The organism is Microbacterium sp. MMO-10 (assembly GCF_037148715.1).
GTDB lineage: Bacteria > Actinomycetota > Actinomycetes > Actinomycetales > Microbacteriaceae > Microbacterium.
The window spans coordinates 472,415-498,595 of record NZ_JBBCSV010000001.1; the positions used below are offsets into that span (position 1 = coordinate 472,415).

Here is a 26,181-nt window from a genome sequence, read left to right on the forward strand (position 1 = left end):
CCCGCCAGGGGTCACTTGAGCCGCGGGATCTCACTTCCCGCGGTGATCTGGATCCGCGTCGCATGCGTTCCCGCGCGGCGGTGATTCCACGCACGGTAGATAGCCGCGATCAGCGCACCGGGGTCGTTCAGCGACAACGCCAAGGTCCGCTTCGCGGCATCTGACAGCCCCTCGCGCACATCAACCGGGCAATCTATCCCGAGCCGCGTCGCGATCTCCCGGCGATGATGCCCGTCGATGATCGACCCGACCTCATCCACCAGCACGGGCACCTGAATGCCGTGCTCGCGGATCGACTGTTCCAACTTCGCGTACTCGTCATCCGACAGCCGCGGCATGAACTGATAGAGCATTCACCCTCCCTCCGCGGCATGCTTGACGCATGACCACTGATGAACCACTTCTCACCCCGGGTGAGGTGAGCAAGATGCTCGCGGTGCCCGTCAATTCGCTCGCCGGTTGGCGATACCTCGGTACCGGACCCGCATTCGTGCGCGTCGGGCGGATGATCCGCTATCAGCGCGAAGACGTTGAGGCCTACATCGCTCGCAACAGGGTCGTTCCGCCCCGTGACAGGTGAGGATGCGGCAAGAATGGAAGGCGAATACATCACCCCTGAGCAGGTGTGCGAGATCATCCCGGGGATGACCCGGAACAACCTCGCCCAGTTGCGACACAAGGGAACCGGCCCGAAGTATCTGAAGCCCACACCCCGCGTTATCGTCTACAGGCGATCTGACGTGATCGCCTGGTTGGAGGCCTCCGAGCGCTCCGGCACTGCGCCGACCGCTTGACCCTCTTGTACCCCGAGCGGGAATCGAACCCGCCTGACGTGTTTGCCACGGCGCGCCCATGCGCCTCGAGGTGCCCGCCTTCCTACGACGCTCCGGGCCTCCACCCGTCACCGCGTCGCGTGTAGCAGCACGCCCCGGCCGATAGGCCGATGAGGAAGGCGTGCCCCCGTAGCAAAGTCATGTGTTCGCGCCGACCCTCACGGGCTGCCGGCGCGGGACCACCACGGCCCCCAACGGATCCACGTCATTCCCGTCAGCGAGGTCGGAAGAGACGCGAGCGGTCCTGGTGGACATCCCGCCTCGATGGGCCTACGCCCGGAATCAGTGCTGTGATCCGGTTCCTGTGTGGAGTTTTCAGTGTTCGATGACTTCCGATCCGTTCGCCCTTGAGCGCCCGTCCGGGTCGTGCTCTCACCTCGGTCCGACCGATGCCCCGCGAATCCGGGGAGTGAGAGCGGCGGCTACGCCGCAGTGCCGTTCGACTCGATGAACCTGTCCAGCTCGGCCTGGTCGTAGCGGATCGCCCGCCCGATGCGGCGAAACTCCGGACCGCGGCGCGGTTCCGCCAGCCGCCAGTTCTCGAGCGTCCCGGCGGCGAAACCGATGCGCTTCGCTGCCTGCTTCGTGTTGAGCCACTTCGTCATGCGGCCACCGCCTTGGCCCGAACCACGGGGGCGAGGTTGGCCGATGCGATCAGAACCTGCATCGAGATCCCGATCGCATCGCAGAAGCGCTCAAGCTCACCCATTTCGAACGGACGCTCATAGTTCAGGCGGCTGTATGCGGTGGTCCTGCTTGTCTGAATCAGCGCCGGGAGATCCGCCCCCGTGAGATCCCTGCGCGCCAGCTCTGCCTTGACGGCTGCTGTCATGCCCCGGCTGTAGTCGCTGATCTGCTGCATACCCATGAAGGTACGAGATTCCGGACTCTCATGCAACCCATTTCAGGGACTTCTTGTCGAAAGTCCGGAAATCCGGTACTTTGTCTCACATGACAACCGAGCGGCGCTTCAACTTCCTCGTGATCGACGTTCTCTCGACCGCGATTGCTGAGAGCCGGCTATCTCAGGCCGAGGTGATCCAGCGTTCTGGAATGCGCCGGACCACCTACTTCAGCAAGATGCGTGGAGACACGGCCCTCACGACCGATGACATCGCGGCACTGGCTTCAGCTCTGGACCTTGAGCCCGATCTCGTGCTGACTCGTGCTGCCGAGTTCCGGTGGATCGGAGACTCGCTCCCCCAGAATGCAGATGTGCTCGCCGCCGCAATGGCGGAGCGTCCCACCCTCACCGAAACTCGAGCCGCTGAGCGCCTCGCCATCTCGGTAGAGCGGCTCCGCGAGTTGAGCTACGAAACCTGGGGGCAATCCCTGGACGCCTATATCCGCGAGAACGTTGGGCCGTCCGCCAACGCGCAGGCACGTGGACATGCGAACCGCCGCGCAGTGGGGGAACTCAAGCTCGCCCTGGCAAATGTCGGCGACGTCACGGAAGATCACATCCAGGTGACCCCCGAAGGCCCGAAGGCCGGATACGACCTGGCCGCCCGCAAGGAGACCCCCTTCCGCAAGAAGAAGGCCAACCAGCCGTACGCAGAATAGGAACCGCCATTGCTCGAACTGATCCGCTTCGCTGCCTCTCAGGGCATCGAGATCCACGCCTCACACCTCGATGAGGATGTGTTCGGCTACTGGTCGCCCGACGAGGGCCGGATCTACTACGACCTGAAGCTGACGCCAAACGAGGCCCGCGTCACGGTCGCGCACGAGCTTGGTCACGCCTACTACGGAGATCGCTGCGACGGCGATCGTGCCGACCGCAGGGCGGAGAAGTACGCCGCCGCGTTGCTGATCGACCCCGAGGAGTACGCCCGCCTCGAAGCGCTGGACCCGGAACAGAACTACCTCGCCGACGAACTAGGAGTCACCGTGGATCTGATCCTGTTCTACGAAGAGCACTTCCTGACCCGCCTCGGCGACGTCACCTATACCCGCCCCCGCCACGGCCGCGCACAGATGACCCTGAAGCGCTTCGTCGGCAACCTCCGCCCGGAGGTCTCTTTTGGCTAGGCCACCACTCCCGATCCAGACCCACGGGGAGATCAAGACGAAGCAGCTCGGTAAGGGCCGATGGGAAGCCCGCACCCGATACCGGGACTTCGACGGCACCACCCGGCACATGCGCCGCATCGGCGCCACGGCGACGGCCGCCCGCGACGCCGTGAAGGAAGCCGTCCGCGACCTACTCCGCTCGGGCGGAGACGACGAGCTGACCGGCGACAGCCGTCTGCGCGACCTCGCGGATATCTGGTTCACCGAGTACAAGGCCAGCAAGGACGTTCCCGCCGGGACGATCAACCGCTATCGCGGCGTGATCGAGAAGCACATCAAAGACGGCATCGGCGATCGGCGCCTGCGCGAGTGTTCCGTCTCCGCGATGGACAAGTTCATCAAGGCCAAGTCGAGGAACGTGGGTGCCGCGACGGCGGCCATAGCCCTGATCCTGCTGCGCGGCATGTTCGACCTCGCCGCGCGCCACGACGCCATCGACCGCAACCCGATGCTGAGCGTCGCCAACGTGCGCAAGCCCGACACCACTCCCACCGCGTTCACCCTTAAGGACGTCGGCGAGCTGCGGAAGATCCTCCGCGCATGGGATGCCGACGACGACAAGCGCGGCATGCGACGAATCAGCGACCTCGCCGACCCCGTGGACATGATGCTCGCCACAGGCGCCCGCCCCGGCGAGGTGTTCGCGATCAAGTGGGATCAGATCGACCTCGCCGCGCTGCCACCGCGCGTCACCCTGTCATCGACGATGGCGAAAGACGAACTCGGGCATTGGCAGATCCAGCCGCACCGGAAGAATCATCAGGTCATCAGCGTGCCCCTCCCACGGTTCGCGCACCAGATGCTCACCCGCCGACTCGTCAACGCGGTCGAAGGCGTAGATCTCGTGTTCCCGTCATCAACGCTCACGCCCCGAATCCCCGACAACTTCCGCACGCAGTGGCACAACGCCCTCCGGGAAACGCGCTTCAAGGGGCGGACGCCGAAAGAGTTCCGTGCCACCGTCGCCACGCTGCTGCGCGACGCCGCAGGCATCGAAGCAGCGCAACACCAGCTCAACCATGCCAGCCTGCTGACCACCGAGCAGAGTTACGCCGTTCCCGTCACCGTGCTCCCCGATCACACCGACGTTCTCGAGGCGTTCGACATCCTCGCCGATTGAAAGCGCGGCGTTTCCGCGGCGTTTTGCCATCCACCATCCGACCGATAGAGTGGCATGGTCGATCTGCCCGCGGAATTTCGCGGGCCGTTCGGTGCGGGGCTGTAGTTCAATGGCAGAACTTCTGCTTCCCAAGCAGACAGCGCGGGTTCGATTCCCGTCAGCCCCTCCACTCCCGCCCGTCCGCGGATCCCCGCCACCGGCGCTCCCCGTCGCAGAGCCGAGCGGATCCGCACCCTGCACCGCCGGTTCCCGATCCGCGTCTGTTGCTGTTCGGATCCGGAGTCTAGGATCTCTGGCGAGCGAGGCATTCCGCCGAGCCGGAGCGAAGGAGTTCCCTATGGCCGACTGGGCCGCTGACGTCAAGATCTACCGCCCCAACGCCGATGACGCGGCGATCGAGGGCCTCCTCAAGACCTACCGGCTCGTGATGAGCAGCCAGGACTCGGCCTACGTCGCGTTCTCGGACGCCGACGAGGTCGCGACCGTCAAGACCAACTTCCTCAAGGGCAAGCTCGGCCTCACCGAGTCGGACGCCGTGCTCGACGCCGCGCTCGACGAGGTCAAGGAGACGATGAAGGCGGACCGCACGAAGAGCCGCATCACGGTCTACTACCTGCTCGCGGAGAAGTTCGGCAAGCTGGGCGACTTCCACTGAGCGCCTGCTCCACCGCCTGACGAAGGGGCCGCATCCGCGCGAGCGGGTGCGGCCTCCTTCGTCGTCCGGGATCGGACGCCGGAGCGCGCCGTTCCTCGCCATACTGGCCTCATGGCCTCCCCCACCGAGCACCGCGCGCACTTCGGCTTCGACATCGCCTTCGCCAACGGCGGAGGGATGCACGGCGAGGGATTCCGGCTCGACCTGCCCTCCCCCGATCTCGACGCCGACGCCGTCGGCCTGCTGCTGGTGCGCCATCTGGGACTCGCGCTCGTGGAATCGGTGACACTGCACGACCTCGAGATCGTCGTCGAGCCGCATCGCGGCAGCCGCGGCGTGGAGTCGCCGGCCGGCGCCGACCGGCGCATCGTCGACCTCTCGCACCCGATCCGCGCCGGGCTCATCACCTACCCCGGTCTGCCGGCGCCGACGATCACGCCGTTCCTCACCCGCGCGGACTCCCGGGCGAAGTACGCACCGGGCACCGAGTTCGCGATGGACGTCATCACGATGATCGGCAACACCGGCACCTACATCGACTCGCCGTTCCACCGCTATGCGGACGGCGGCGACCTGTCGTCCCTCCCGCTGGAGCGCCTCGTCGACCTGCCCGCCGAGGTCTTCCACCTCACCGACGCCTGGTCGGCCGATCGCCGCGGGATCGCACCGGAGACTCTGGCCGACCGCGACCTCCGCGGCACCGCGGTGCTGCTGCACACCGGCTGGGACCGTCTCTTCGGCACCCCGGAGTACGCCCACGGCGCCCCGTTCCTCACCGGCGCGGCGGCGCAGGCGCTCGTCGACGCCGGGGTCGCGCTGGTCGGCATCGACTCCCTCAACATCGACGACACCGAGTCCGGCGGCGAGCGTCCGGCGCACACGATCCTGCTCGCGGCGGGGATCCCGGTCGTCGAGCACCTCGCGAACCTGGGCTCGCTCCCGGCGCGGGGCGCCCGGTTCACCGCCGCCCCGCCCGCCGTCGCCGGCTTCGGCACATTCCCGGTGCGCGCGCACGCGATCGTCTAGGACGGATCCCGCCCCGCGGGCGGGACCGCCGACGACCGGCCCGACAGGGGCCCCGCCGTCAGAGCCCCTCGATCGACCCCTCGAACCCGATCGTCGTCTCGATCGTGGGCGGCGGGATCGGGCCGCCGTCGTCCTCGTCCACGGGCGGACCGGCGGAGGGGCGCTCCTGCTCCTCGGCCTGGTCCTCGAACTCCTCGTCGTCGTGACCCATCTCGTCCTCCTTCGCGACGGACGGGTGCGAGACGTGCGCGCTCAGCCGATCCGGCTCGGCCGGAGCCGGATCCCGCCCTCTCCCGGCAGAGTAGGTCGGCATCCGCGGGCGCACAAGGCCCCACGATCCTCGCCCCCTCCCCCCGGGGAGCCCTCGCCCTCGCCCCCGCCCCCTCCCCCGGGGAGCCCTCGCCCTCGCCCCCGCCCCCTCCCCAGGGAAGCCCCGTCCCGGAAGCCCTCGCCCCGGGAAGTCGGATGCCCGGGGTAGCGTGACCCCATGTCCTCACGATCCGCCGTCACCCTCCGGGCCCGCACCGATGCCGACCTCGACGCCCTCTACCTGATCGCGTCGGACCTCGACACCTGGGAGGAGCGCAACCCCGGCCGGCCCGCGGCCCGCACACGGGAGGCCTGGCAGGCCCGCATGGTCGAACGCGACACGGATCCGGCGTACAGCCTGAACTTCGTCATCGACGTCGACGGCGAGGCGGTCGGCAACGTCGGCCTCTTCGAGGTGGACGAGCTCGCGCGGCACGCCGAAGTCGGCATCGCCCTCATCCCGTCGGCGCGCGGCAAGGGCATCGGCACCGAGGCCATGGCGCAGATGCTCGAGTTCGCCTTCGTGCGGGGCAACCTGCGCCGGGTGCACCTCGAGGTGATCGCGTCGAACGCCGCGGCGATCCGCTCCTACGAGAAGGCGGGCTTCGTCGTCGAGGGACGCCAGCGCGAGCACGCCTGGGTGCGCGGCCGGTACGAGGACATCGTGCGGATGGGGATCCTGCGTTCCGAGTGGAGCGGCGCCCCCGCGGCCTGAGGCCGCGCCGTCGTGCGGGAACGCGGAAGGGGCTCGCAGCCCGGCGGACCGTCGCCGTTGTAGCGTCGGAGCAGACCGCGATCGAAGGGGATCCGCATGGCGACGCACAGCGTGACGAACCAGGCTCCGGCGCGCGAGGACCTGGACGAGTACTCGCTCGACCTGCCCCTCGTCGAGGGCGTGCGGCGGCACGGCGCGGCGTGGGCCGAGCCCGAGCTCATCGCGACCGGGACGCTGGTCGGATCCGCCGGATTCCAGCACGACGCGGAGCTCGCCGACGTGCACGAGCCGGAGCTCGTCGCGTTCGATCGCTGGGGCCACCGCATCGACGAGGTCGAATACCACCCCTCCTACCACCGCGTCATCGGCGCCGCCGTCGCCGCCGGAGCCCACACCGCCGCCTGGGCGGATCCGGTCCCCGGCGCACAGGTCGCCCGGGCCGCGCAGTTCCTGCTGTTCGCCCAAGTGGAGCCGGGGCACGCCTGCCCGGTCTCGATGACGCATGCGGTGGTACCCGCGCTGCAGCAGTTCGGGTCGGCCGGGCTGCAGGAGGAATGGATCCCGCGGCTGCTCTCCCGCGACTACTCGCCCGCTCTCGCGCCAGGCAAGACCTCCGCCCTGTTCGGCATGGCGATGACCGAGAAGCAGGGCGGATCCGATGTCCGCGCGAACCGGACATCCGCTGTGCCGGCCGGCGACGGATCCTGGATCCTCACCGGACACAAGTGGTTCTGCTCCGCGCCGATGTCGGACGGCTTCCTCGTGCTCGCCCAGGCTCCCGCCGGGCTGAGCTGCTTCCTCGTGCCGCGCGTGCTGCCCGACGGCGCCCGCAACCCGTTCCTCATCCAGCGCCTCAAGGACAAGCTCGGCAACCGGGCGAACGCGTCGAGCGAGGTCGAGTTCGACGGCACGGTCGGCCGGCTGGTCGGCGAGGAGGGCCGCGGGGTCCGCACGATCATCGAGATGGTCAACCAGACCCGGCTGGACTGCATGCTCGGCACGGCTGCCGGCATGCGCCAGGCCACGGCCGAGGCGGTCTGGCATGCGCAGCATCGCGCGGCGTTCGGCGCACTGCTGGTCGATCAGCCGGCGATGACGCAGGTGCTCGCCGACCTCGCGGTCGAGACCGAGGCCGCGATCACCGCGTCCCTGCGGGTCGCGGCCGCCTACGAGGCCGACGCCCCTGCGGCGGACGAGCCCTTCCGGCGGCTCGCCACGGCCGTCCTGAAGTACTGGATCTGCAAGCGCGGACCCGGCCACGCGTACGAAGCCCTGGAGTGCCTCGGCGGCAACGGGTACACCGAGGCGTTCCCGCTCGCCCGGCGCTACCGCGAGCAGCCCGTGATGGCGGTGTGGGAGGGATCCGGCAACGTCATCGCGCTCGACGTGCTGCGCGCGATCGCCCGGGAGCCCGAGACCGCCGACGCCCTGTTCGCCGAGGTGCGTCTCGCCGAGGGCGCGGACGCTCGCCTCGACGCCCATGTCGCGGACACCGAGCGGCTGCTCCGGGAGGCGCAGCGCGACCCCGCGTCTGCCGAGGCGCAGGCCGGCGCGCGCCGGCTCACCGAGGCCCTCGCCGTGGCGCTGCAGGGATCGCTGCTCGTCCGGCACGCCCCGAACGGGGTCGCCGACGCGTTCGCCTCGTCCCGCCTGGGCGGGTCGCGCGGGTTCCTCTATGGCACCGCACCGGCCGCGGCGGCACGCGCGATCGTGGCGCGCGTGCCGCCGGGATCCCGGGCTGAGCCGCTCAGAGCGCCGCGATGATGTCCTCCACGCGCTGCTTGGCGTCGCCGAACAGCATCTGCGCGTTCTCGCGGAAGAACAGCGGGTTCTGCACGCCCGCGTAGCCCGCGGCCATCGAGCGCTTGAACACGATCACGTTCTCGGCCTCCCACACCCGCAGCACCGGCATGCCGGCGATCGGGCTGCCCGGGTCCTCGGACGCGGCGGGGTTGACCGTGTCGTTCGCGCCGATGACGAGCACCACGGAGGTCGACGCGAAGTCGTCGTTGATCTCCTCCATGCTCAGCACGATGTCGTACGGCACCTTCGCCTCGGCGAGCAGCACGTTCATGTGGCCCGGCAGACGCCCCGCGACGGGGTGGATCCCGAAGCGCACGTCGACACCGCGCTCGCGCAGCTTGGACACGAGGTCGGCGACGGGGTACTGCGCCTTCGCGACCGCCATGCCGTAGCCCGGGGTGATCACCACGCTCTTCGCGGAGGTGAGCATGTCGGCGGCGCCCTCCGCGGTGATCTCGCGGTGCTCTCCCTGCTCCTCATCGCCCGACGCGGATGCCACGATCCCGAAGCCGCCGGCGATGACCGACAGGAACGAGCGGTTCATCGCCTTGCACATGATGTACGAGAGGTACGCACCGCTGGATCCGACCAGCGCGCCGGTGACGATGAGCAGGTCGTTGTTGAGCAGGAAGCCCGCCGCCGCGGCCGCCCAGCCGGAGTAGCTGTTCAGCATCGAGACGACGACCGGCATGTCGCCGCCGCCGATCGAGGCGACGAGGTGCCAGCCGAGGGCGAACGCGAGCACGGTGATCGCGATGAGCAGCCACAGCTGCTGGTCGATCACGAACCACACCGTGAGCACCAGGAAGGCGACCAGGGCGAGGATGTTCAGCACGTTCTTGCCCGGCAGCATGAGCGGCTTGGAGGAGATCCGCGCCGAGAGCTTGAGGTAGGCGACGATGGATCCGGTGAAGGTCACGCCTCCGATGAAGATCCCGATGAAGACCTCGGCGTTGTGGATCCCGACCAGTTCCGGCGCGATCTCCGCGTGTGCGAGGTGACCGTTCCACCCGACCAGCACCGCGGCGAGGCCGACGAAGCTGTGCAGCAGGGCGATGAGCTCGGGCATGCCCGTCATCTCGACCACCCTGGCGCGCCAGAGGCCGATCCCGGCCCCCACGACCACGGCGACCAGCAGGAACACCAGTCCGATCACGGCGCCGCCGGACCAGGCGTGCGCGACGGTGAGCGAGACGGTCGCCACGAGCGCGATCGCCATCCCCGACACGCCGAAGATCACGCCGGAGCGCGCGGTCTCGTGCTTGCTGAGCCCCGCGAGGCTCAGGATGAACAGCAGTGCCGCGACGATGTACGCGGCGGTGGAGAGAGCCCCGACGGTCACTTCTGGCCGCCCTTCGTGAACATGGCGAGCATGCGGCGGGTGACCGCGAACCCTCCGAAGATGTTGATGGATGCGAGCAGCACCGCGACGGCGGCGAGCACCTGGACGACGGGATCCGGATCCGTGATCTGCAGCATCGCGCCGACCACGATCACGCCGGAGATGGCGTTGGTCACCGACATGAGCGGCGTGTGCAGCGCGTGGTGCACCTTGCCGATCACGTAGAAGCCGATCACCACCGACAGGGTCAGCACGGTGAAGTGCTGCGGCAGCGGCGCGGGAGCGAAGGCGTTCACCGCGAAGAGCGCGGCGATCCCGAGCACGATGAGCAGCGCCTTGCGGCCTGCGGACATGCTCTTCTTCGCGGGCGCTTCGACCGGGGTCGAGGCCACGGGGGCCTTCGCCGGAGCGGCGGCGACCTGCACGGGGGGCGGCGGCCAGGTGACGGCGCCGTCGCGCACGACCGTGACGGAGCGCTGCACGACGTCGTCGAAGTCGATCGCGAGCACGCCGTCCTTGCCCGGTGTGAGCAGGGCGACGAGGTTGGCGACGTTCGTTCCGTACAGCTGCGAGGCCTGGGCGGCCAGGCGCGAGGCGAGGTCGGTGTAACCGAGGATGATCACGCCGTTCTCGGTGACGATGCGCTCGCCCGCGACGGATCCCTCGACGTTGCCGCCCTGGCCCGCCGCCATGTCGACGATCACACTGCCGGGCTTCATCGCGGCGACGTCCGACGCGGTGATCAGCCGGGGCGCCGCGCGGCCCGGGATGAGCGCCGTCGTGATGATGATGTCGACGTCGGCGGCCTGCTCGGTGTAGATCTCCGCGGCGCGGCGGTCGTACGCCTCGCTCGTGGCCTTGGCGTATCCGTCCGCGGACTTCTCCACCGCCACGTCGACGGGCAGATACTCACCGCCGATCGAGGTGACCTGATCCGCCACCTCGGGACGCGGATCCGTCGCGCGCACGATCGCGCCCAGGCTCGACGCCGCGCCGATCGCCGCGAGGCCGGCGACACCGGCGCCCGCGACGAGCACCTTCGCCGGCGGCACCTTGCCCGCAGCGGTCACCTGGCCGGTGAAGAACCGGCCGAACTCGTGCGCGGCCTCGACCACGGCGCGATAGCCGGCGATGTTCGCCATCGAGCTCAGCACGTCCATCGACTGCGCTCGCGAGATGCGCGGCACGGCGTCGAGGGCGAGGGCGGTGATGCCGCGCTGGGCCAGGGACTCCACGAGGTCGGGACGCAGCGCCGGGGAGAGCAGCGCGATGAACGTCGCCCCGTCCGAGAGCAGGGCGATCTGCTCCGGATCGGGCGCCGTGATCGCGAGCACGATCTCGCTGCCCCACGCCCGCTCCCGTTCGACCAGCGTCGCCTCCGCGGCCGCGTAGGCCTCGTCGGGGTACGACGCGGCGGATCCCGCTCCGCGCTCCACGACCACCTGGTGGCCGAGCTTGCGCAGCGTCGCGACCGTTGCGGGGGTCGCGGCCACGCGCGCCTCGCCCGCAGGCTCGCGCACGATGCCGATGACTGCCATTGCTACCTCCTCTGCGCCCGTCCTCTGCGACGGGCGATGTGCGCATCACTGCGCGGTCGGGCGGCCTCGCCCGGACAACCTGCTCAGAGTACTGAGCCGTCCGGCGGCGATCGCTGGACTTTTCGCGATCTTACGCACAAAGAATCGCGGATCTTTGCACCCTGGCAACGATGCGGACCTCCGCTCAGCCTGCGCGAGGACCCCGCAGGCGGCGGGCGCAGCGGCGACCCCGGTCCGAACTCGATCACGATGCCCGCCGATCGCCGCAAGCCTCGCGATCCGACCCGAATCGACCGAGTTCGGAACGCCGCACGACGAGGACGTCGCCGTAGGCTCGAGGTCATGGCACCGGATCCGCGGCTCAGAGCACTACTCGGCGACTGGACGGGGACGGAGGAGCTCTTCCCCACGGCGTGGACGGATGCCGGATCCGCCCGAGGCGCCCTCAGCATCGAGGCCGGCCCCGACGGGATCCTGATCGACTACGTCGAGGCGCGCGACGGCGCCGAGGGTGCGCCGCTCGTCGCGCACGCGGTGATCGCCGGGGAGGGGTTCTGGTGGTTCGACACCTACGGCTTCACACCCGCCGCCCCGGGGACGGCGGTCTGGGAGGACGACGCGCTGCTGCTGGACCGTCGCTCCGACCGCGGGCGCACGGTGACCCGGCTGCGCGTGCAGGGCGACCGGCTGCTGCTCGAGCTCGACACCGCCGTCCCCGCCGATGCGGAGCCGGCACCCCTCGTGCGCGGGACGTACGCCCGGCAGGCCGAGCAGTCCTGACCCGACCGGGGACGCCCCCAGGGCGCACCGACCACGCCCGCTCCGCTCAGTCCTCGTCGGGAGGGCCGAACAGTCCCTTGCCGTGCTTGTGGAGCAGGTTGTAGGCATCCAGGAACGTCTGCGGCTGCTTGTCCTCGGGCAGGCCGTAGCGCGCGAGCAGCAGCCCGAGCAGGCCCTGCGCGGGCGGGGTCAGCGGCTTCGTCGCGTGGGCGTGCGCCGGATGCGGGGGCTTCGACTCCGGGTTCGGGGGCAGATACCGCGAGGTCGTCACGGGCCAGTCCGCCGGGTGGCGGGGCTTCTCCAGGTTGATGATCTCGAACAGTCCGTTCGCGGTCGCGTCGCGGCGGGTCAGCGGGGTGAGCCCGTGCAGCCGGGTGAGCGTGGCGATGACCGATCCGTGATGCATCTCGTCGTGGATGATCGTTCCCTTGCGGGTGTAGGCGGACACGGCGATCGCGGGGACGCGGCAGCCGAGGCGGTCGAACTCGAACCCCATCTCGCCGGCGCCCGAGTTGTCCGGCGGCGTGGCCTTGGGCGGGACGACATGGTCGTAGGTGCCGCCGTGCTCGTCGAAGGTGATCAGCAGCAGGGTGTTGACCGCGTTGGATCCCTGCGGCGACGCGCTGCGGCGGATCGCGTCGTAGATGTCGTGCACGAGGTCGTCTCCGGCGCGCACATCCGAGAACGCGCTGTTGATGATCTCGGATCCGTCGACGTCGCTCTCCCTGCGCGCCCCGAACGGCGGGTGGAAGTCGTTGTGGTCGTAGATCATGCGCGGCTCGACGAAGGCGTACGCCGGCAGCTCGCCGTGCTCGACGTCGGCGTAGAAGTCGTCCATCGTGCCGAAGTGCTCGGTCCGCCAGAACTTCTCGAGCACCGGAGCATGCAGCACGCCGGTGAACGAGACCATCTGCACCTCGTCGAAGTAGACCTTCCAGCTCAGCCCCGCCTCCTCGAGACGGTTGAAGATCGTCGGCGACTTCGGCGCGCTCAGCCACTTGTCGTAGTCGCCCCCTTCGTGGTTCGTGACGAACCCGTGCGAGGTCGAGGCGTTGAAGAAGGTGCGGTTGCAGAACGTCTGCGACGGCACCGCGCAGAACCAGTGGTCGAAGACCGCGAACTCGCGCGCGAGCGTCGAGACCGTCGGCAGCATCTCGGGCGAGAACGAGCCCATGATGCGCTTGCGCTCGTCCTCCGTGGGCTCCTTGCCGTGCTTGAGCCGCAGGAGGTTCACCTGGTAGTCGGTGACGAAGCCGCTCATGGTGGGCGTCTCGCCCGGACCCGGGTGGTTGTACGGCGCGCGGAAGCCGCCCTCGTACAGGTCGGCGTTCTCGGCCGGATCGATCACGTTGTACAGCTGCGTGTTGACGTGCGGATACATCTCGCCCGGATCCGGATCCGGCCAGGTCATGATCTGGTCGGTCGGGCCCTCGTAGACGTGCGCGTCGTAGCGCACGCCGTCGAGCTCGTTGAAGTACTCGCCGAAGTCGAGCCCGTCGAACTCCTCCCCCTCGGGCAGGGTCTCCTTCGTGTAGAGGTAGCCGAGCAGGTTGTCGAAGGAGCGGTTCTCTCCCATCAGCACCACGATGTGGTCGAATCCGGGGGCGTGCCGCGGGGCCAGCTGGCCGTAGTCGGAGAGCGCCTCGTCGAAGCCGCTGCGCTGGCCGAGCGCGTACCCGGCCACCGCTCCCGCGCCGCCGCCGACGACCGCCCCCGCGGCGGTCAGGCCACCGAGACGGAGGAAATCGCGACGCGACCGGCGGGCGGCGGACGGCGCCTCCGCGTCCGCTGCGGCATCGCCGGCGTCCGCCGTCGGTGTGCCGACGGGCCGGGGCTCGTCCTGCGAGGCCGGGGAACTCTTTCTCGCCATGCGGCGATCCTACTGAGCGCCGGGGCGCCGGACCCCCGTCAGACCCCGCTCCGGTGGCCGCAGACCCCGAGGGCTATAGTTCTCCTGTCCCGCCCCGTGATGACGCCGCCCTGGACTGGAGCCGCGATGACCTGGTTCTTCAAGCTGAACGTCATCGACGGCCCCCTCCCGCTCACCGTCTGGGGGGTGACGATCCTCGCCGCGATCCTCCTGCTCGTCCGGCGTCCCACGCCGTCCTGGCTGTGGCGGATCGTGATCGCGGCGGCTGTCGGGATCGGGCTGGGCGTCGCGCTCGTGACCTTCGTGAACGCGACCCACCTCTTCGGCCCCGCCCTGCCGTTCGCCTGCGGGTTCTGGATCCCCGGAGGGTTCGCCGCGATCCTCCTCGGCATCGTCTCGCTGTGGGAGCGCGGAGTGTGGCGCAAGATCGTCGCGGCGCTGCTCGTGCTCCTCGCCCTGCTCTCGACGGCGCTCGGCGTCAACGCCGCCTTCGGCATCAACACCACCGTCGGCTCCGTGCTCGGCATCGCCTCCGACGACAAGATCGACGTGCTGCCCGAGCCCGTCCCGACCGAGTCGTCGAGCGGACCGCTGTACAAGACCTGGAGCCCGCCGGCCGACATGCCCAAGACCGGCGAGACCGCGGTGCTCAGCGGCACCCACGCGATCGCGTCGACCGGCGGGTTCACCCCCCGCGACGCGCTCCTCTACCTGCCGCCCGCCGCGCGCACGGCCAACCCGCCGCGACTCCCCCTGATCGTCATGATGATGGGCCATCCGGGATCCCCGAACGCCACGTTCATCGCGAAGGCCCTGGACGACCTCGCCGCGAAGAACAAGGGCCTCGCGCCCATCGTCATCGTCGCGGATCAGCTCGGGCCCGGGGGCGAGCTGGACACGGGCCCGGACCCGGTCTGCGCGAAGACGGCCGCCTACGGCGATGTCCCCGCCTATTTCAACGTCGACATCCCCGCCTTCGCGACGAAGAACCTGAACGTCAGCCTCGACCACCGGGACTGGACGATCATGGGCTACTCCAACGGGGGCGCCTGCGCCTTCACGTGGGCCACCCGCCATCCCGACATCTGGGGCAACGTGGTCAGCATCTCGCCGGACGAGTACCCCGGCGTGGAATGGCGTGCCGGGGCGATCAAGAAGCTCTTCGGCGGGGACGAGGCGGCCTTCGACGCCCTCCGGCCCGAGGCGGGGATCGCGGAGAACCGGGGACGGTTCGCCGGCCATCTCGCGGTGTTCACCGTCGGCGGAGCGGATCCGGGCTTCCTCCCCGGTGCGAAGCGCAACGCCCGGCTCGCGGAGGAGGCGGGCTTCACCACGACGTTCCACGAGGTACCGGGCGCCGGGCACGTGGCCGACGCCCTCGACGGCGGCATCCCGTTCGCCATGGCCCTGCTGTACCGGCACCTCGGGCTCTCCGCCCCGTGACCCGTCGCCGGGCGTCGAGGGCCGGTGACCTCGGGGCCGTGCGCCCGCTCAGCCCTGGGCCACGCGCCGCTTCTCGAGCGCCCGCAGCGCGAACGGCGCCGCGACGCCGTGCAGCAGGATGCTGCCGACGACGGTGACGACCATGACCAGCAGCACCGCGTCGGCCTCGACGCTGTCGGTCTCGAAGGCGTTGTACGCGAGCAGGCCGAAGACGACGGAGGCCGTGCCGCGCGGTCCGAGCAGCCCGATGCGCACTCGATCGCCGCGGCTGACGGAGCTGCCCAGGAGCGACAGGTACACCGGCCCGAGCCGCAGCAGGGTGAGCGCGAGGAGGGCGAGCACCAGGATCCGCCAGTCGAACGACGACGTGAAGGCGACGAGGGCGGCCCCGCCGAGCATGAACCAGACGAAGTTCGCCGTGAGGGTGCCGACCTCTTCGACCAGCAGCAGCTCGGAATGCGGGATCACCCGCTCCTGCATGCCGCGCGTGCGCGCGACGCGGTAGATGAGGCCCGCGACGAACGCCGCCACGAAGCCGTTGGCCTCGATCGCCGGGATCGTCGCGATGGCGTAGGCGATGAGCGGGAGCAGCAGCATGGCGTAGCGCGCGCCGCCCTCGTTCGCGATGCCCCGACTGCGGGCCGCCCGGAGCGCCAGGCCGATGACGCCGCCCAGCACGACGCCGATCACGATCGCCGTGACCGTCGCGGGCACCGCGTTGACGAACGCCTCCGCGAACTTCTCGGCGCTGTGACCGAGATCCTTGTCGTCCACGGTGACCGTGTCGGATCCGGTCGCGACCATCTTCTCGACGAGCGGGGCGATGACGACGGCGATGGGCAGCGCCATGCCGAAGATCGGGGAGACCAGGCCGTCGTTGTAGCCGCTCTCCACGTTCAGGATCGCCCTGATGCGCTCCGGCAGCAGCCTGCTGCGCAGCAGGCGCGTCGCCGGGGCGAAATCGGTCGGCATGATCACGCAGGCGATGACCACGGCGGCCACCAGCGCCTCGGGGAGGAGGAAGGCTCCGGCGATGGCGGTGAGGATGAGCGACAGCGGCAGCGCGATGAGCACGAGGCGCGCGGTCACCCTGCCCTCACCGCCGAAGATGCCGCCGCGCACCTCGGTCGCGTCGGCGAAGAGGAGGATCGACAGGATGACCTCGACGATCTTCTCGGTGATCGGGGCGTCCAGGGCGGCCGCGTAGGTCGGCAGGTCCCACACCGTGGTGGCGGCCCCCAGCACGAGCAGCATCGCCGGTCCCGCCACGCCCCACCGCTCGAAGCGATGGGACACGATCGACCACAGCAGCACGGCGGTGAGACCGAAGAGCACGAGCGGGGGCATCCGGTTCCTTCCGTGGCGACGATCAGAGAGTACCGCGGCCCGGGCGCGCCTGCTCCCGGGCCGTCTGCACGGCGACGTCGATCAGCTCCCGCCCTGCCATCGGCAGATCCCGCGCTCCGCCTCGCCAGAGGGCGGTGATCGGCCGGACCACCGGCTCGCCGGTCGTGCGCACGGCGCGCAGCCGGCCGAGGCGGATGTCGTCCGCCGCCTCCCTGCGGCTCAGGACAGCGGCCCCCAGCCCGTCGGCGACGGCCGAGCGCACGGCCGCGGAGGTCGGCAGCACCACCGCCGGCTCCGCGGCGTCGCGGCCGAGCCGCCGTCGCACCTCGTCCTCCCACGCGCGCCGGGTGCCGCTGCCCTGCTCGCGGGCCACGAGCGGCTCCGCGGCGGCCTTCTCGAAGGCGACGGGGCCCTGGCCGCTCCACGGGTGCTCCGGCGCGACCACGAGGACGAGCTCGTCGCTGTCGACCGTGGTGGCGCCGAGGTCGGACGGCACCTCGCTCGACTCGATGAACGCGAGGTCGGCGTGCCCGTCGCGCACGAGCGCCTCCGCATCGGTGCTGTTGCCGGAGAGGAGTTGCACGGCCGTCGGCGTCCGCCCCGCGGCGACCTGGTTCCGGCGCAGCGCCACGAGCCAGAGCGGCAGCAGCCGCGCCGACACCGTCTGACTCGCGGCGACCGTGAGCCGGGCGGCGCTCTCGCCGCGCAGCGTGCGGGTCGCCGTGCGGAAACGCGCGGCCGCGGCGAGCACGTCGTCGGCCCAGGAGGCGACGACCTCGCCCTCCAGGGTCGGACGGGTCCCGGACGGGGCGCGGTGGAACAATGACAGTCCGAGCTGGCGCTCCACGGCGCGCAGACGCGTGGAGGCGGACTGCTGGGTCACGCCGGTCTCGCGCGCGGCGGCCGAGATGGATCCGGTGCGCACGACGGCGACCAGCAGTTCGAGCGAGCCGAGGTCCGGCATCGATCCGTCCGTCATCGTCACCCCACAGCCTCTGCCTGTACCCCTATCGAGCCTAGCCGGATACCGCGGAAGGCGCAGGCGGACGAGCCTGGATCCATGATGTTCCGCCCCGCCCGCACCCTTCCGGCCCGTCTCGCCCTGCGCGGGGTCGAGGTGCTGCCGGGGCTGGCGCTCACCGTGCCGATCGCCATCGCCGCCACCCTCATCGGCGCCGCGGTGCCCGTGCTCGGCTCGGCCCTCCCCGCGATCGTGATCGGAGTGGTCGTCGCCGTGATCCGACGCCCCGGAGCGCGGTTCGCGCCCGGGGTGGAGTACTCGGGGAAGTTCCTGCTGCAGGTGGCCGTGGTGCTGCTGGGCGCTCAGCTCTCGCTCGAGGCGATCCTGCGGGTCGGCGCGGAGTCGCTGCCCGTGATGCTGTCCACCCTCGTCGTGTGCCTCCTCGCCGCGTGGCTGATCGGTCGGGCGCTGCACGTCGCGCCGCGGCTGCGCACCCTGATCGGGGTGGGCACGGGGATCTGCGGCGCCTCGGCGATCGCCGCCGTCGCCCCGGTCATCGGCGCTCTCAGCGCCGAGGTGTCCTACGCGGTGTCGACGATCTTCGTGTTCAACATCCTCGCCGTCGTGCTCTTCCCCCTGCTCGGCCACGCACTCGGGCTGGATCCGCACACCTTCGGGCTGCTGGCCGGCACCGCGGTGAACGACACGAGCAGCGTGGTCGCGACGGCGAGCGTCTTCGGCGCCGCGGCGCTGGGTTTCGCGGTCGTGGTGAAGCTGGTGCGCACGCTGATGATCATCCCGATCTCGGTGGGGCTGTCCGTGATCGAGTCGCGCAGGGCCGCCGACGGCCGGCGGATGACGCTGCGCGGCGTGATCGGCCTGGTGCCGTGGTTCCTCGTGGGCTTCCTGGTCGTCGCGGTGCTCGGATCCCTCGGGGCGATCCCGGCGGGCCCGCGTGAGGCGATGGTGCACGCCAGCGGATTCCTCATCGCCACCGCCATGGCCGGCATCGGGTTGTCCACGGATGCGGCAGCGCTGCGCCGCGCCGGCTGGCGACCGCTCGTGCTCGGTGCGATCCTCTGGATCCTCGTCACCGCGACCGCCCTCGCGGTGATCTCCCTGACCGGCGCCGGGCGCTGACCGCCCCCGGTGAGGTCGGTCCTGCCGTGGTTCAGGTCGCGATTTCTGCTCTTCCCGCGCGGGTTTCAGAGCAGATAGTGCGACCTGAACGAGGGTCAGACCGCCAGGGTTCCGGATCCGGTCAGAGCCAGCCGCGCTTCTTGAACACCAGGTACAGCACGAAGGCCCCGCCGACCATCAGGCCGATCGCCATGGGGTACCCGGCGGCCCACTTCAGCTCGGGCATCACCTCGAAGTTCATGCCGTAGATGCCGGCGACGATGGTGGGGGCGAAGAAGATGGCCGCCCAGCTGGAGATCTTCTTCACCTCCTCGCCCTGACGGATGCTCTCCTCGGTCATCCGGCGCATCTCCTCGTTCTGCCGCCGGGCGACGATCGTCGCCTCCACCGTGAGCGCGTTGTCGAGGTTCGCCCGGAACGTCGACACCCGCTCCGACAGGGTCAGGATGTGGTCGAGCACGTCGCGCAGATAGCGCTGCAGCTCGAGATCGACGGAGTACTTCGCGGATCCGCGCAGCAGCGCCTCCAGCATCGGCTGCAGCGGCTGGGTCGCCTTCTGGAAGTCGATGACCTCGCTCGACAGCTCGTAGATGCGCTGCGTGACGTCCGAGTCGTCGAGGAAAAGCTGCGCCTCGATCTCGTCGATGTCGTTCTCCAGGCCGTTGAGCACCGGGGTGTATTCGTCGACGAGTTCGTCGAGGATCGCGTACAGCACCGCCTCGGGGCCGCCCGCGAGCAGCTCCGGAGCGTGCTCCATGCGTCCGCGCACGCGGGTGAGGCTCGGCGTCTCCGCGTGCCGGATGGTCACCACGAAGTTGGGCCCGACGAACACGTGCAGCTCGCCGAACTCGACCTCCTCCGTGGCGTCGAGGTACCGCGCGGGCCGCAGCACGATGAACAGGGTCTCCCCGTAGCGCTCGAGCTTGGAGCGCTGATGACCGGTGAGGGCGTCCTCGACGGCGAGCTCGTGCAGGCCGAACTCCGCCGCGACCTGGCGCACCTCGTCCTCGCTGGGCCGGTACAGGCCGATCCAGCCCATGCCGCCGCGGGCATGCATGAGCTCGAAGGTCTCGTCCAGCGTGTGCGGGGTGTCGGTGCGGACGCCGTCCACATAGATGCCGTTGTCGACGATGGCCATGCTCGCTCCTCGCGGTCGTGCAGTGCTTCGTCCGGCTGCGGGAGCCGTAGGAGCACGGGGAGGCGTCGAACGAACCCGGTCAGCCCTGCGGGAGCGGGCAGACGGCCAGGCTGTCGACCGCCTTAGCGTAGTCCTCCGCGGTGAACGGCAGTGCGAACTCGGGGGCTTTGCCGCCCTTTCCCGCGGGCGCCTTGGAGGCGATCGCGGCGAGTTCGAAGGCGAGGTCGCCGATGAAGGCGGATCCGACGGTCGAGTCGTTGAGCACCACGACGACCGTGAAGCCGGTCGTCGGGTCGGAGTAGGCCCCGGTGAGGTACCCGGGCGTGCCGCCGTGCTGGCCGATCATGGAGCCGACGAGGTACGCGCCCCCGGTGGCCTTGTACCAGCTCGGCGCGCCGTCGGCGACGGGCAGCGGGGATCCGAAGCGCTGGGGCGTCTTCTTCACGCGCAGCGCCTGCGCCGCCTCCGCCTGCATGTACCGGCCGAGATCGGCGACCGTGGACACCACGCCCGAATCCGTGTACCCGTTGCTCGACGAGCTGACCGTGATGTCGGTGGGCTTGGCGCACTGCAGCGCGCCGTCGACCTGCGGGAGGAACGACCCCTTGAGCGCCGGCGAGGGCGACGGGGCGGCCGCCTGCGGGCCGGGCAGCGACGTCGCGTTCAGGCCCAGGGGCGCGGCCACGTACTCGTGGATGAGCTGCGCGGCCGTCTGACCGGTGGCGCGCTCCAGCGCCTGCCCGAGCAGCAGGAACCCGGCGTCGGAGTCGCGGTAGCCGGTGTGCGGCGGGGTGCGGTTCTGCGCGAGGCCGTAGGACGCCAGTTCCTTCGGCTCCCACTGCCGGTCGGGATTGTTCAGCCACATCGGCATGGCGGTGGCCTCGGACGAGCCGATGCCGCCGGTGCCGTTGCAGAGGTCGAGCAGCGTGACGTCCTGCAGGTCGGGCACGCCGGACACGTACTCGGTGATGCTCGCGTCGAGCTTGACCGTGCCGCGATCGGCGAGCGCGTACAGCACGTCGCAGGTCATCAGCCGGGTGACGTCGCCGATGCGGAACGACATGTCGGCGCTGACCGGATCCTTGTCCTCGGCCGAGACCGTGCCGAGGCCCGTGACATAGGAGCCGCTCCACGGCGCCCACACGCCCAGGATCGCCCCGCTCGAGCCGCTCGCCGCCATCGCGCGCTCGACGGCGCCCTTGAGCTGGTCCCTCATGTCGGAGGGCAGATCCCCCTCGGTCTGCGTCTTCGGGGTGAACGCCGGGGTCGCGACATCGCCGGAGCAGCCGCTCAGCACGAGCGCCGCCGCGACGGCCCCTGTGATCAGCGCACCCACCCGCCGACTGATGTTCCGACCCATTCGCCCCCCTGACATCCCCCACGATTGTAGACGGCGCTCCTCTGCGCAGACGTCATCCCTCCGGATGATCCCGCGCTTCGGATCCGGATCGTGATCACCCGGGGATCCGACCGATCACCTCTCCGCGGTGGTGCCGAGTCCGTGCGCGATCGCCTGCGCCCGATCGCGCACGCCGAGCTTGGCGAACAGCGCGTTGATGTGCGTCTTCACGGTCGCGACGCCGACGAAGAGCGCGGCGGCGATCTCGGCGTTCGAACGTCCCTGCAGCACGAGCGCGTAGACCTCGCGCTCGCGGCCGGTGAGAGCGGGGAAGCGCTCCGCCAGCGCCTCCTCCGAGACCGGATCGGGGACGGATCCGGAGAGCTCGGCCGCCGAGGCGCCCGCGGCGCCCGCAGCGCCGATGCGCCCCAGGAGCACGTCGCGCACCGGAGCGGAGAACGTGCTCTGACCCGCGGCGACGGCGCGGATGGCGGCGGCGAGCTCGGCCCTGCCCGCGTCCTTGGTGAGGTAGCCCCGGGCGCCCGCCTGGAGCGCCGCGACGATGTCGGCGTCGTCGGCGAAGGTCGTCAGCACCAGCACCGCGGTCCCCGGGGTCTCCGCCGTCACCCGCCGGGTCGCGGCGGCGCCGTCCAGCACCGGCATGCGCAGGTCCATGAGCGCGACGTCGGGCCGGGTCGCCGCGACGAGCGCGACGGCCTCGGCGCCGTCTGCGGCGGTGCCGACCACCTCGAAGTCGTCGACCAGGCCCAGCACGGTCTCCAGCCCGTCGCGGATGATCGCCTGGTCGTCGGCGAGCACGATCCGGATCCGGGCGCTCATGCGGGGGCCTCCACGCGGAGCCGGAAGACGTCTCCCCCGTCGTCCAGGGTCACGACGCCCGCGCGCACGGTGCCTCCCACCTCCCCGAACCGCTCCCGCACGCCGGGCAGGCCGAAGCCGCCGCCGGTCGCCGCGAGCGCCCCGTCGTCCTGCCTGCCGCCGGTGACCGCGTTGTCGATGGTGCACTCCACCCGGTCAGGATGCCAGACCAGTGCTATCCGCACGGCGCGCCCCGGCGCGTGCTTGCGCGCATTGCTCAGCCCCTCCTGCACGGCGCGCACCAGTGCGTCGGCGAGCGCCGCGGGCACCGGACGCGAGGCGCCGGTCTCGGTGAGGCGGGCGCCGGCCGCGTCCTCCGGGTCGAGCAGCGCGTCGAGGCGACGAGCGAGCTCGACGGGAGCCACCGCGGGCACCGGCGCCTCGGTGTCGTCCTGCTCCGGTCCGCGCAGAGTGCGGACGGCCTCGCGCGCCTCGTCCAGGCCGGAGACGGCGAGGCGCCGCGCCGCCGCCACCCGTGCCGCCGCGCGCTCCGCGTCGCCCGCCTCGAGCAGCGCCTCGGCCGCGTCGAGCTGAACGACCAGGCCGCCCAGGCTGTGCGCGAGCACGTCGTGCAGATCCCGGGCGATCGCGACGCGATGCGCTGTGGCCTGTGCCCGCACCGCCTCGGCGTTCGCGCGCTCCCGCTCGGCGAGCAGCACGCGCTGGGCGCGCCGCCCCAGGCCCACGACGACCGCGAGCGCGAGGGCCGCGAGGATGGTGAGCAGACCGAGCGCCGAAGCGGTCACCGTGCCCGCGTACCCCGCCGCGGTGAGCAGCGCCCCCGAAGCCACGCCCAGCGCCCCCAGGACCGCCGCCGTGATCCACGTGCCGGGGCCCACCGCGGCGTCGCTCGTGAGCAGGATCACCGTCACGACGAGCAGAGCGGTGCCGAGCCCCTGGGTCGGCACCGCGGTGAGCGAGCCGGCGAGGCCCATCACCACCAGGAGTGCGGGGGCGACGCCGGCCGGCACTCTGCTGCGCCCGGCGGTCCGCCCGTCCGGCGCGGCTCCCGGGCCGGACTGCGCCGCCGGGTCACCGCCGGTCGCGCCGATCCGCACCGCGAGCGCCATGCGCACGGCCCACGCCACGAGTCCGGCGCCGAACAGCCAGACCACCCAGGGTGCGGTCTCCGGCGCGACGCGCCAGAGCACCCAGCCGACGCCGAGCAGGCCCGCGGTGTTGACGGCGGCGCTCCAGCCCGTCATGGGCTGGATGCGCAGCGGGATTCGGGTCACGGAACAATGATGCGCGCGGATCCGCTCGGCGCGCTCGTGCGGCGCAGCGCGTCCACCCGGCGGTGCAGCACGACCACCCGGGCCGCACGGTTCGCGGCGAGCACGATGAGGATGAGCCCGGTCGCGACGCCGATGTGCGAGCCCAGCTGCTCGAAGGCGAACATGAGGCCGACTCGGACGCCGATGAGCACGACCCAGAGGGCGAGCCCCCACGGTCCGGTGCGGGTCTCGAACTCGGCGGCGGCCTGCGCGGCGGCCCGGTCGGAGAGCCCTGCGGCGGGCTGGTAGCCGGCGGGACGGGCGATGCGGCGGATGTGCGCCATCGCACCCATGGCGGTGCCGAGGGCGAAGGCCACGACGAGCTCGACCACGAGGGCGATCACGTCCATGACTCCGATCACCTGCCCGCTCAGGGTCTGCAGCGACAGCACCGCCCCGATCACCGCGATGATCCCGGGCAGCATCCAGTCGCGCGCGCCGAGCACGGGGCGCCACGTCATCTGCCGCACGGCGACGAAGCCGACGGCGAGGAGGATCAGCAGGACGTTCGAGACGATCGAGAGGTTCATGTCTTCGATGCTCCCCGGATCCGCCTTCCGCGGGCACCGCCCAGGGGTGGAGATCCGCGGGTGGACGGGTGGAGATCCACACCCTGCCCCACGATGTGGTGCCTGCACCACATCGCTGTGGTGGCACGCCCATCGGCCGCGAGACCGCCGGTTTCTAGCGTATGAGAAGAGCTTCCGGACGGGAGGCGACGACATCCCCTCAGGGGCGAGAGAACAGAAGGAACACCATGGACACCACCACGAAGAAGACCACTCGCCGGCTGCTCGGCACCGGCCTGATCGCCACGACGGTGCTCGGATCGGTCGCCATCGGAGTGGCCACGGCGGCGCCCGCGTCGGCTGCGACGCCGCGCGCCGCAGCGGCCTCGGCCGACGTCACCCGCGGGTTCGACATCGTCAACACGACCAAGCACACCCTGGAGCTGCAGGGGATCGACGGCGCGGGCGACCGGGACGGCTACGCGCCGACCGGCACGAAGATCGCGCCGGGGCAGTCCTACCACTACGAGAAGGTCTACTACCTCCTCAAGCGCGGCGAGACGACGCTCACGTTCAACTACCGCGAGGCCCTCGGCAACGGTTCCGAGCGGATCTCCGCCTTCCAGGTCACGCTCGTCGTGGACGCCGTAAGCGGCACGAGCATCCGCACGGACGCCGGCGACGCGTTCACCGTCCACAATCAGGGGCTGAGCGGACAGCTGACGATCTCGGAGAAGGACTTCTCCGAGATCACGGTGCCGGCCTCGGATGCCCAGCGACAGGCCGAGCTGCTCAACCAGACCTGCGTCTCGGGCCTGGCGTCGTGCACGTTCCTGCCCGTCACGAAGGAGGAGGGCACGCCTCAGGTCCGGCTGGTCGCCGGGGGCGCGAACAACACCGACAAGGCCCGTGAGGGGAGCGTCACCACCAAGGTCGCGGCCGGCACGACCTCGTCCGTCGAGACCACCGGGTCGGCGAAGCTGACCATCAACGGGATCCTGGAGGCGGGACTCACCCACAAGTACGGCGGCTCCTGGTCCAGCACCAAGGAGGAGACCAAGGTCCAGTCGTACGAGGTGGGCGCCTACAAGAACTTCAACATGTGGTCGCGGGTGCTGACCGAGCGGGTGACGGGCGACTTCACGGTCAAGCTCGGCAAGACCACCTGGAAGCTGGCCGGCGTGCACTTCGACATCCCTCGGGCGGACGCCGACGTGCTGTACGACAGCGCCGAGCGCCCTCTGACCGACCAGGAGAAGGCCAGCCTGCCCAAGATCGTCGACATCAAGCCGATCGTCCCGGCCGGCTGACGAAGGAGAGGGATCCGGACCGCCGTCCGCACCGAGGGGTGTGGGCGGCGGTTCCGCTCGGGTACTGTCGGGTCACCGCCCCGGATCCCCACCCGTCAGTCAGGAGCAGGCATGCGCGTCGTCATCGCCGAGGACGAGGTCCTGCTGCGGGAGGGCATCTCCCGGATCCTCACGGACGAGGGGCACGAGATCGTCGCGACCGCGGGCGACGCGGACGATCTGCTCGGCAAGGCGCGGGCCCACCGCCCCGACCTCGTCCTCACCGACATCCGGATGCCGCCGGACTTCACCGACGACGGCCTGCGCGCCGCCCGCCGGATCCGCCAGGAGCTTCCGGGGACGGCGGTCATCGTGCTCTCCCAGTACGTCGACGCCACCGGTGCGATGGAGCTGCTGGCCGACGGCGCCGCCGGGATCGGCTATCTGCTCAAGCGGCGCATCCTCGACCTCGACGACTTCCTCGAGTCCGTGCAGCGGGTCGCCGCCGGCGGTTCGAGCATCGACTCCGACGTCATCTCCTCGATGGTGCGCCGGGAAGTGCGCGATCACACCGACGGCGGCATCGCCCGGCTCACGCCGCGGCGCCTCGAGGTGCTGCAGCTGATGGCGCAGGGCTACAGCAACGCCCGCATCGCGCGCGAGCTCTTCGTGACCGAGAAGGCCGTCGCGCGCAGCATCGCGCTCATCTTCGTCTCGCTCGACCTGCCGCCGGATCCCGACGACCACCGCCGCGTCCTGGCCGTCATGCGCTATCTGGACCGGTGAGCGGGCGGCATC

General features: G+C 70.6%; 28 protein-coding genes and 1 tRNA gene. 15 read left to right on the plus strand and 14 right to left on the minus strand.

Annotated elements, in window-relative coordinates; translation table 11 throughout:
• Positions 1 to 11: 11 nt before the first annotated feature.
• Positions 12 to 353: a ParB N-terminal domain-containing protein gene (locus WFJ17_RS02215; protein ID WP_336647568.1), complete on the minus strand. Its 342-nt coding sequence runs from the start codon at positions 351 to 353 to the stop codon at positions 12 to 14.
• A 29-nt stretch (positions 354 to 382) separates the two neighbouring features.
• Here WFJ17_RS02215 and WFJ17_RS02220 point away from each other — a divergent pair, with 29 nt between their 5' ends.
• Complete coding sequence (locus tag WFJ17_RS02220) at positions 383 to 580, plus strand: helix-turn-helix domain-containing protein (RefSeq protein WP_336647569.1); 198 nt, start codon at positions 383 to 385, stop codon at positions 578 to 580.
• A gap of 13 nt (positions 581 to 593) precedes the next feature.
• On the plus strand, positions 594 to 794 hold the full coding sequence (locus WFJ17_RS02225) for a helix-turn-helix transcriptional regulator (protein WP_336647570.1): 201 nt from the start codon (positions 594 to 596) through the stop codon (positions 792 to 794).
• A gap of 461 nt (positions 795 to 1,255) precedes the next feature.
• Here WFJ17_RS02225 and WFJ17_RS02230 read toward each other — a convergent pair whose 3' ends face one another.
• Together WFJ17_RS02230 and WFJ17_RS02235 are read right to left on the minus strand one after the other, a co-directional pair.
• Positions 1,256 to 1,438 carry a helix-turn-helix domain-containing protein gene (locus tag WFJ17_RS02230; RefSeq protein WP_336647571.1) on the minus strand — a complete coding sequence of 61 codons (183 nt, stop codon included), beginning with the start codon at positions 1,436 to 1,438 and terminating at the stop codon, positions 1,256 to 1,258.
• Positions 1,435 to 1,695 carry a hypothetical protein gene (locus WFJ17_RS02235; protein ID WP_336647572.1) on the minus strand — a complete coding sequence of 87 codons (261 nt, stop codon included), beginning with the start codon at positions 1,693 to 1,695 and terminating at the stop codon, positions 1,435 to 1,437. The genes WFJ17_RS02230 and WFJ17_RS02235 overlap by 4 nt, the downstream gene beginning before the upstream one ends.
• Before the next feature lie 89 nt (positions 1,696 to 1,784).
• On the opposite strand from WFJ17_RS02235, the gene WFJ17_RS02240 reads away from it, so the two are divergent.
• The 6 genes from WFJ17_RS02240 (at position 1,785) to WFJ17_RS02265 (ending at position 5,707) form a co-directional block, all read left to right on the plus strand.
• Positions 1,785 to 2,396 carry a helix-turn-helix domain-containing protein gene (locus tag WFJ17_RS02240; protein ID WP_336647573.1) on the plus strand — a complete coding sequence of 204 codons (612 nt, stop codon included), beginning with the start codon at positions 1,785 to 1,787 and terminating at the stop codon, positions 2,394 to 2,396.
• Between the two features lie 9 nt (positions 2,397 to 2,405).
• Positions 2,406 to 2,864, plus strand: a complete 459-nt coding sequence (locus tag WFJ17_RS02245; RefSeq protein WP_336647574.1) for an ImmA/IrrE family metallo-endopeptidase — start codon at positions 2,406 to 2,408, stop codon at positions 2,862 to 2,864.
• Positions 2,865 to 2,973: 109 nt separating this feature from the next.
• The gene (locus WFJ17_RS02250; RefSeq protein ID WP_336647575.1) at positions 2,974 to 4,026 is read left to right on the plus strand and encodes a tyrosine-type recombinase/integrase; all 1,053 of its coding nucleotides are present in this window, start codon (positions 2,974 to 2,976) and stop codon (positions 4,024 to 4,026) included.
• A gap of 95 nt (positions 4,027 to 4,121) precedes the next feature.
• A tRNA-Gly gene (locus tag WFJ17_RS02255) sits at positions 4,122 to 4,195 on the plus strand.
• A gap of 168 nt (positions 4,196 to 4,363) precedes the next feature.
• Positions 4,364 to 4,681, plus strand: coding sequence for a DUF2853 family protein (locus tag WFJ17_RS02260; protein ID WP_251443366.1), 318 nt, complete (start codon positions 4,364 to 4,366; stop codon positions 4,679 to 4,681).
• A gap of 111 nt (positions 4,682 to 4,792) precedes the next feature.
• Entirely contained in the window at positions 4,793 to 5,707 is a 915-nt protein-coding gene (locus tag WFJ17_RS02265; protein ID WP_251443369.1) for a cyclase family protein, read from the plus strand.
• Between the two features lie 58 nt (positions 5,708 to 5,765).
• Here WFJ17_RS02265 and WFJ17_RS02270 read toward each other — a convergent pair whose 3' ends face one another.
• The gene (locus tag WFJ17_RS02270; protein ID WP_336647576.1) at positions 5,766 to 6,020 is read right to left on the minus strand and encodes a hypothetical protein; all 255 of its coding nucleotides are present in this window, start codon (positions 6,018 to 6,020) and stop codon (positions 5,766 to 5,768) included.
• A gap of 174 nt (positions 6,021 to 6,194) precedes the next feature.
• Here WFJ17_RS02270 and WFJ17_RS02275 point away from each other — a divergent pair, with 174 nt between their 5' ends.
• Entirely contained in the window at positions 6,195 to 6,731 is a 537-nt protein-coding gene (locus tag WFJ17_RS02275; RefSeq protein ID WP_336647577.1) for a GNAT family N-acetyltransferase, read from the plus strand.
• Positions 6,732 to 6,827: 96 nt separating this feature from the next.
• Positions 6,828 to 8,495, plus strand: coding sequence for an acyl-CoA dehydrogenase family protein (locus WFJ17_RS02280; RefSeq protein ID WP_336647578.1), 1,668 nt, complete (start codon positions 6,828 to 6,830; stop codon positions 8,493 to 8,495).
• Here the strand turns inward: WFJ17_RS02280 and pntB are convergent.
• Both pntB and WFJ17_RS02290 read right to left on the minus strand, forming a co-directional pair.
• Positions 8,479 to 9,876, minus strand: a complete 1,398-nt coding sequence (gene pntB, locus WFJ17_RS02285; protein WP_336647579.1) for a Re/Si-specific NAD(P)(+) transhydrogenase subunit beta — start codon at positions 9,874 to 9,876, stop codon at positions 8,479 to 8,481. The genes WFJ17_RS02280 and pntB overlap by 17 nt on opposite strands.
• Positions 9,873 to 11,414: a Re/Si-specific NAD(P)(+) transhydrogenase subunit alpha gene (locus WFJ17_RS02290; RefSeq protein ID WP_251443385.1), complete on the minus strand. Its 1,542-nt coding sequence runs from the start codon at positions 11,412 to 11,414 to the stop codon at positions 9,873 to 9,875. Before WFJ17_RS02290 ends, pntB begins: the two co-directional genes overlap by 4 nt.
• A 342-nt stretch (positions 11,415 to 11,756) precedes the next feature.
• Here WFJ17_RS02290 and WFJ17_RS02295 point away from each other — a divergent pair, with 342 nt between their 5' ends.
• Complete coding sequence (locus tag WFJ17_RS02295; RefSeq protein WP_336647580.1) at positions 11,757 to 12,194, plus strand: hypothetical protein; 438 nt, start codon at positions 11,757 to 11,759, stop codon at positions 12,192 to 12,194.
• A gap of 46 nt (positions 12,195 to 12,240) precedes the next feature.
• Here WFJ17_RS02295 and WFJ17_RS02300 read toward each other — a convergent pair whose 3' ends face one another.
• Positions 12,241 to 14,064 (minus strand): alkaline phosphatase family protein, encoded by a 1,824-nt coding sequence (locus WFJ17_RS02300; RefSeq protein ID WP_336647581.1) that lies wholly within the window; start codon positions 14,062 to 14,064, stop codon positions 12,241 to 12,243.
• A 126-nt stretch (positions 14,065 to 14,190) separates the two neighbouring features.
• Between WFJ17_RS02300 and WFJ17_RS02305 the strand changes: the two genes are divergently transcribed.
• Complete coding sequence (locus tag WFJ17_RS02305) at positions 14,191 to 15,507, plus strand: alpha/beta hydrolase (RefSeq protein WP_251443394.1); 1,317 nt, start codon at positions 14,191 to 14,193, stop codon at positions 15,505 to 15,507.
• A gap of 48 nt (positions 15,508 to 15,555) precedes the next feature.
• Here the strand turns inward: WFJ17_RS02305 and WFJ17_RS02310 are convergent, their stop codons facing one another.
• A complete protein-coding gene (locus tag WFJ17_RS02310; RefSeq protein ID WP_251443397.1) occupies positions 15,556 to 16,854 on the minus strand; it encodes a cation:proton antiporter domain-containing protein in 1,299 nt (432 codons plus the stop codon).
• Between the two features lie 22 nt (positions 16,855 to 16,876).
• On the minus strand, positions 16,877 to 17,833 hold the full coding sequence (locus WFJ17_RS02315) for a LysR family transcriptional regulator (protein ID WP_336647786.1): 957 nt from the start codon (positions 17,831 to 17,833) through the stop codon (positions 16,877 to 16,879).
• 81 nt (positions 17,834 to 17,914) lie between these two features.
• Here WFJ17_RS02315 and WFJ17_RS02320 point away from each other — a divergent pair, with 81 nt between their 5' ends.
• Positions 17,915 to 18,955, plus strand: coding sequence for a YeiH family protein (locus WFJ17_RS02320; protein ID WP_336647582.1), 1,041 nt, complete (start codon positions 17,915 to 17,917; stop codon positions 18,953 to 18,955).
• 121 nt (positions 18,956 to 19,076) lie between these two features.
• On the opposite strand, the gene WFJ17_RS02325 is transcribed toward WFJ17_RS02320, so the two are convergent.
• The 5 genes from WFJ17_RS02325 to WFJ17_RS02345 form a co-directional block, all read right to left on the minus strand.
• On the minus strand, positions 19,077 to 20,093 hold the full coding sequence (locus tag WFJ17_RS02325) for a magnesium and cobalt transport protein CorA (RefSeq protein WP_251443404.1): 1,017 nt from the start codon (positions 20,091 to 20,093) through the stop codon (positions 19,077 to 19,079).
• Between the two features lie 79 nt (positions 20,094 to 20,172).
• Positions 20,173 to 21,453 (minus strand): serine hydrolase domain-containing protein, encoded by a 1,281-nt coding sequence (locus WFJ17_RS02330; RefSeq protein WP_285814171.1) that lies wholly within the window; start codon positions 21,451 to 21,453, stop codon positions 20,173 to 20,175.
• A gap of 114 nt (positions 21,454 to 21,567) precedes the next feature.
• Positions 21,568 to 22,272, minus strand: coding sequence for a response regulator transcription factor (locus WFJ17_RS02335; RefSeq protein ID WP_251443409.1), 705 nt, complete (start codon positions 22,270 to 22,272; stop codon positions 21,568 to 21,570).
• Positions 22,269 to 23,546: a sensor histidine kinase gene (locus WFJ17_RS02340; RefSeq protein WP_336647583.1), complete on the minus strand. Its 1,278-nt coding sequence runs from the start codon at positions 23,544 to 23,546 to the stop codon at positions 22,269 to 22,271. The genes WFJ17_RS02335 and WFJ17_RS02340 overlap by 4 nt, the downstream gene beginning before the upstream one ends.
• Entirely contained in the window at positions 23,543 to 24,115 is a 573-nt protein-coding gene (locus WFJ17_RS02345; protein WP_336647584.1) for a hypothetical protein, read from the minus strand. Before WFJ17_RS02345 ends, WFJ17_RS02340 begins: the two co-directional genes overlap by 4 nt.
• A 227-nt stretch (positions 24,116 to 24,342) precedes the next feature.
• On the opposite strand from WFJ17_RS02345, the gene WFJ17_RS02350 reads away from it, so the two are divergent.
• Both WFJ17_RS02350 and WFJ17_RS02355 read left to right on the plus strand, forming a co-directional pair.
• Positions 24,343 to 25,404, plus strand: a complete 1,062-nt coding sequence (locus tag WFJ17_RS02350) for a hypothetical protein (RefSeq protein WP_251443419.1) — start codon at positions 24,343 to 24,345, stop codon at positions 25,402 to 25,404.
• Positions 25,405 to 25,515: 111 nt separating this feature from the next.
• On the plus strand, positions 25,516 to 26,169 hold the full coding sequence (locus tag WFJ17_RS02355; protein ID WP_251443422.1) for a response regulator transcription factor: 654 nt from the start codon (positions 25,516 to 25,518) through the stop codon (positions 26,167 to 26,169).
• Positions 26,170 to 26,181 lie beyond the last annotated feature (12 nt).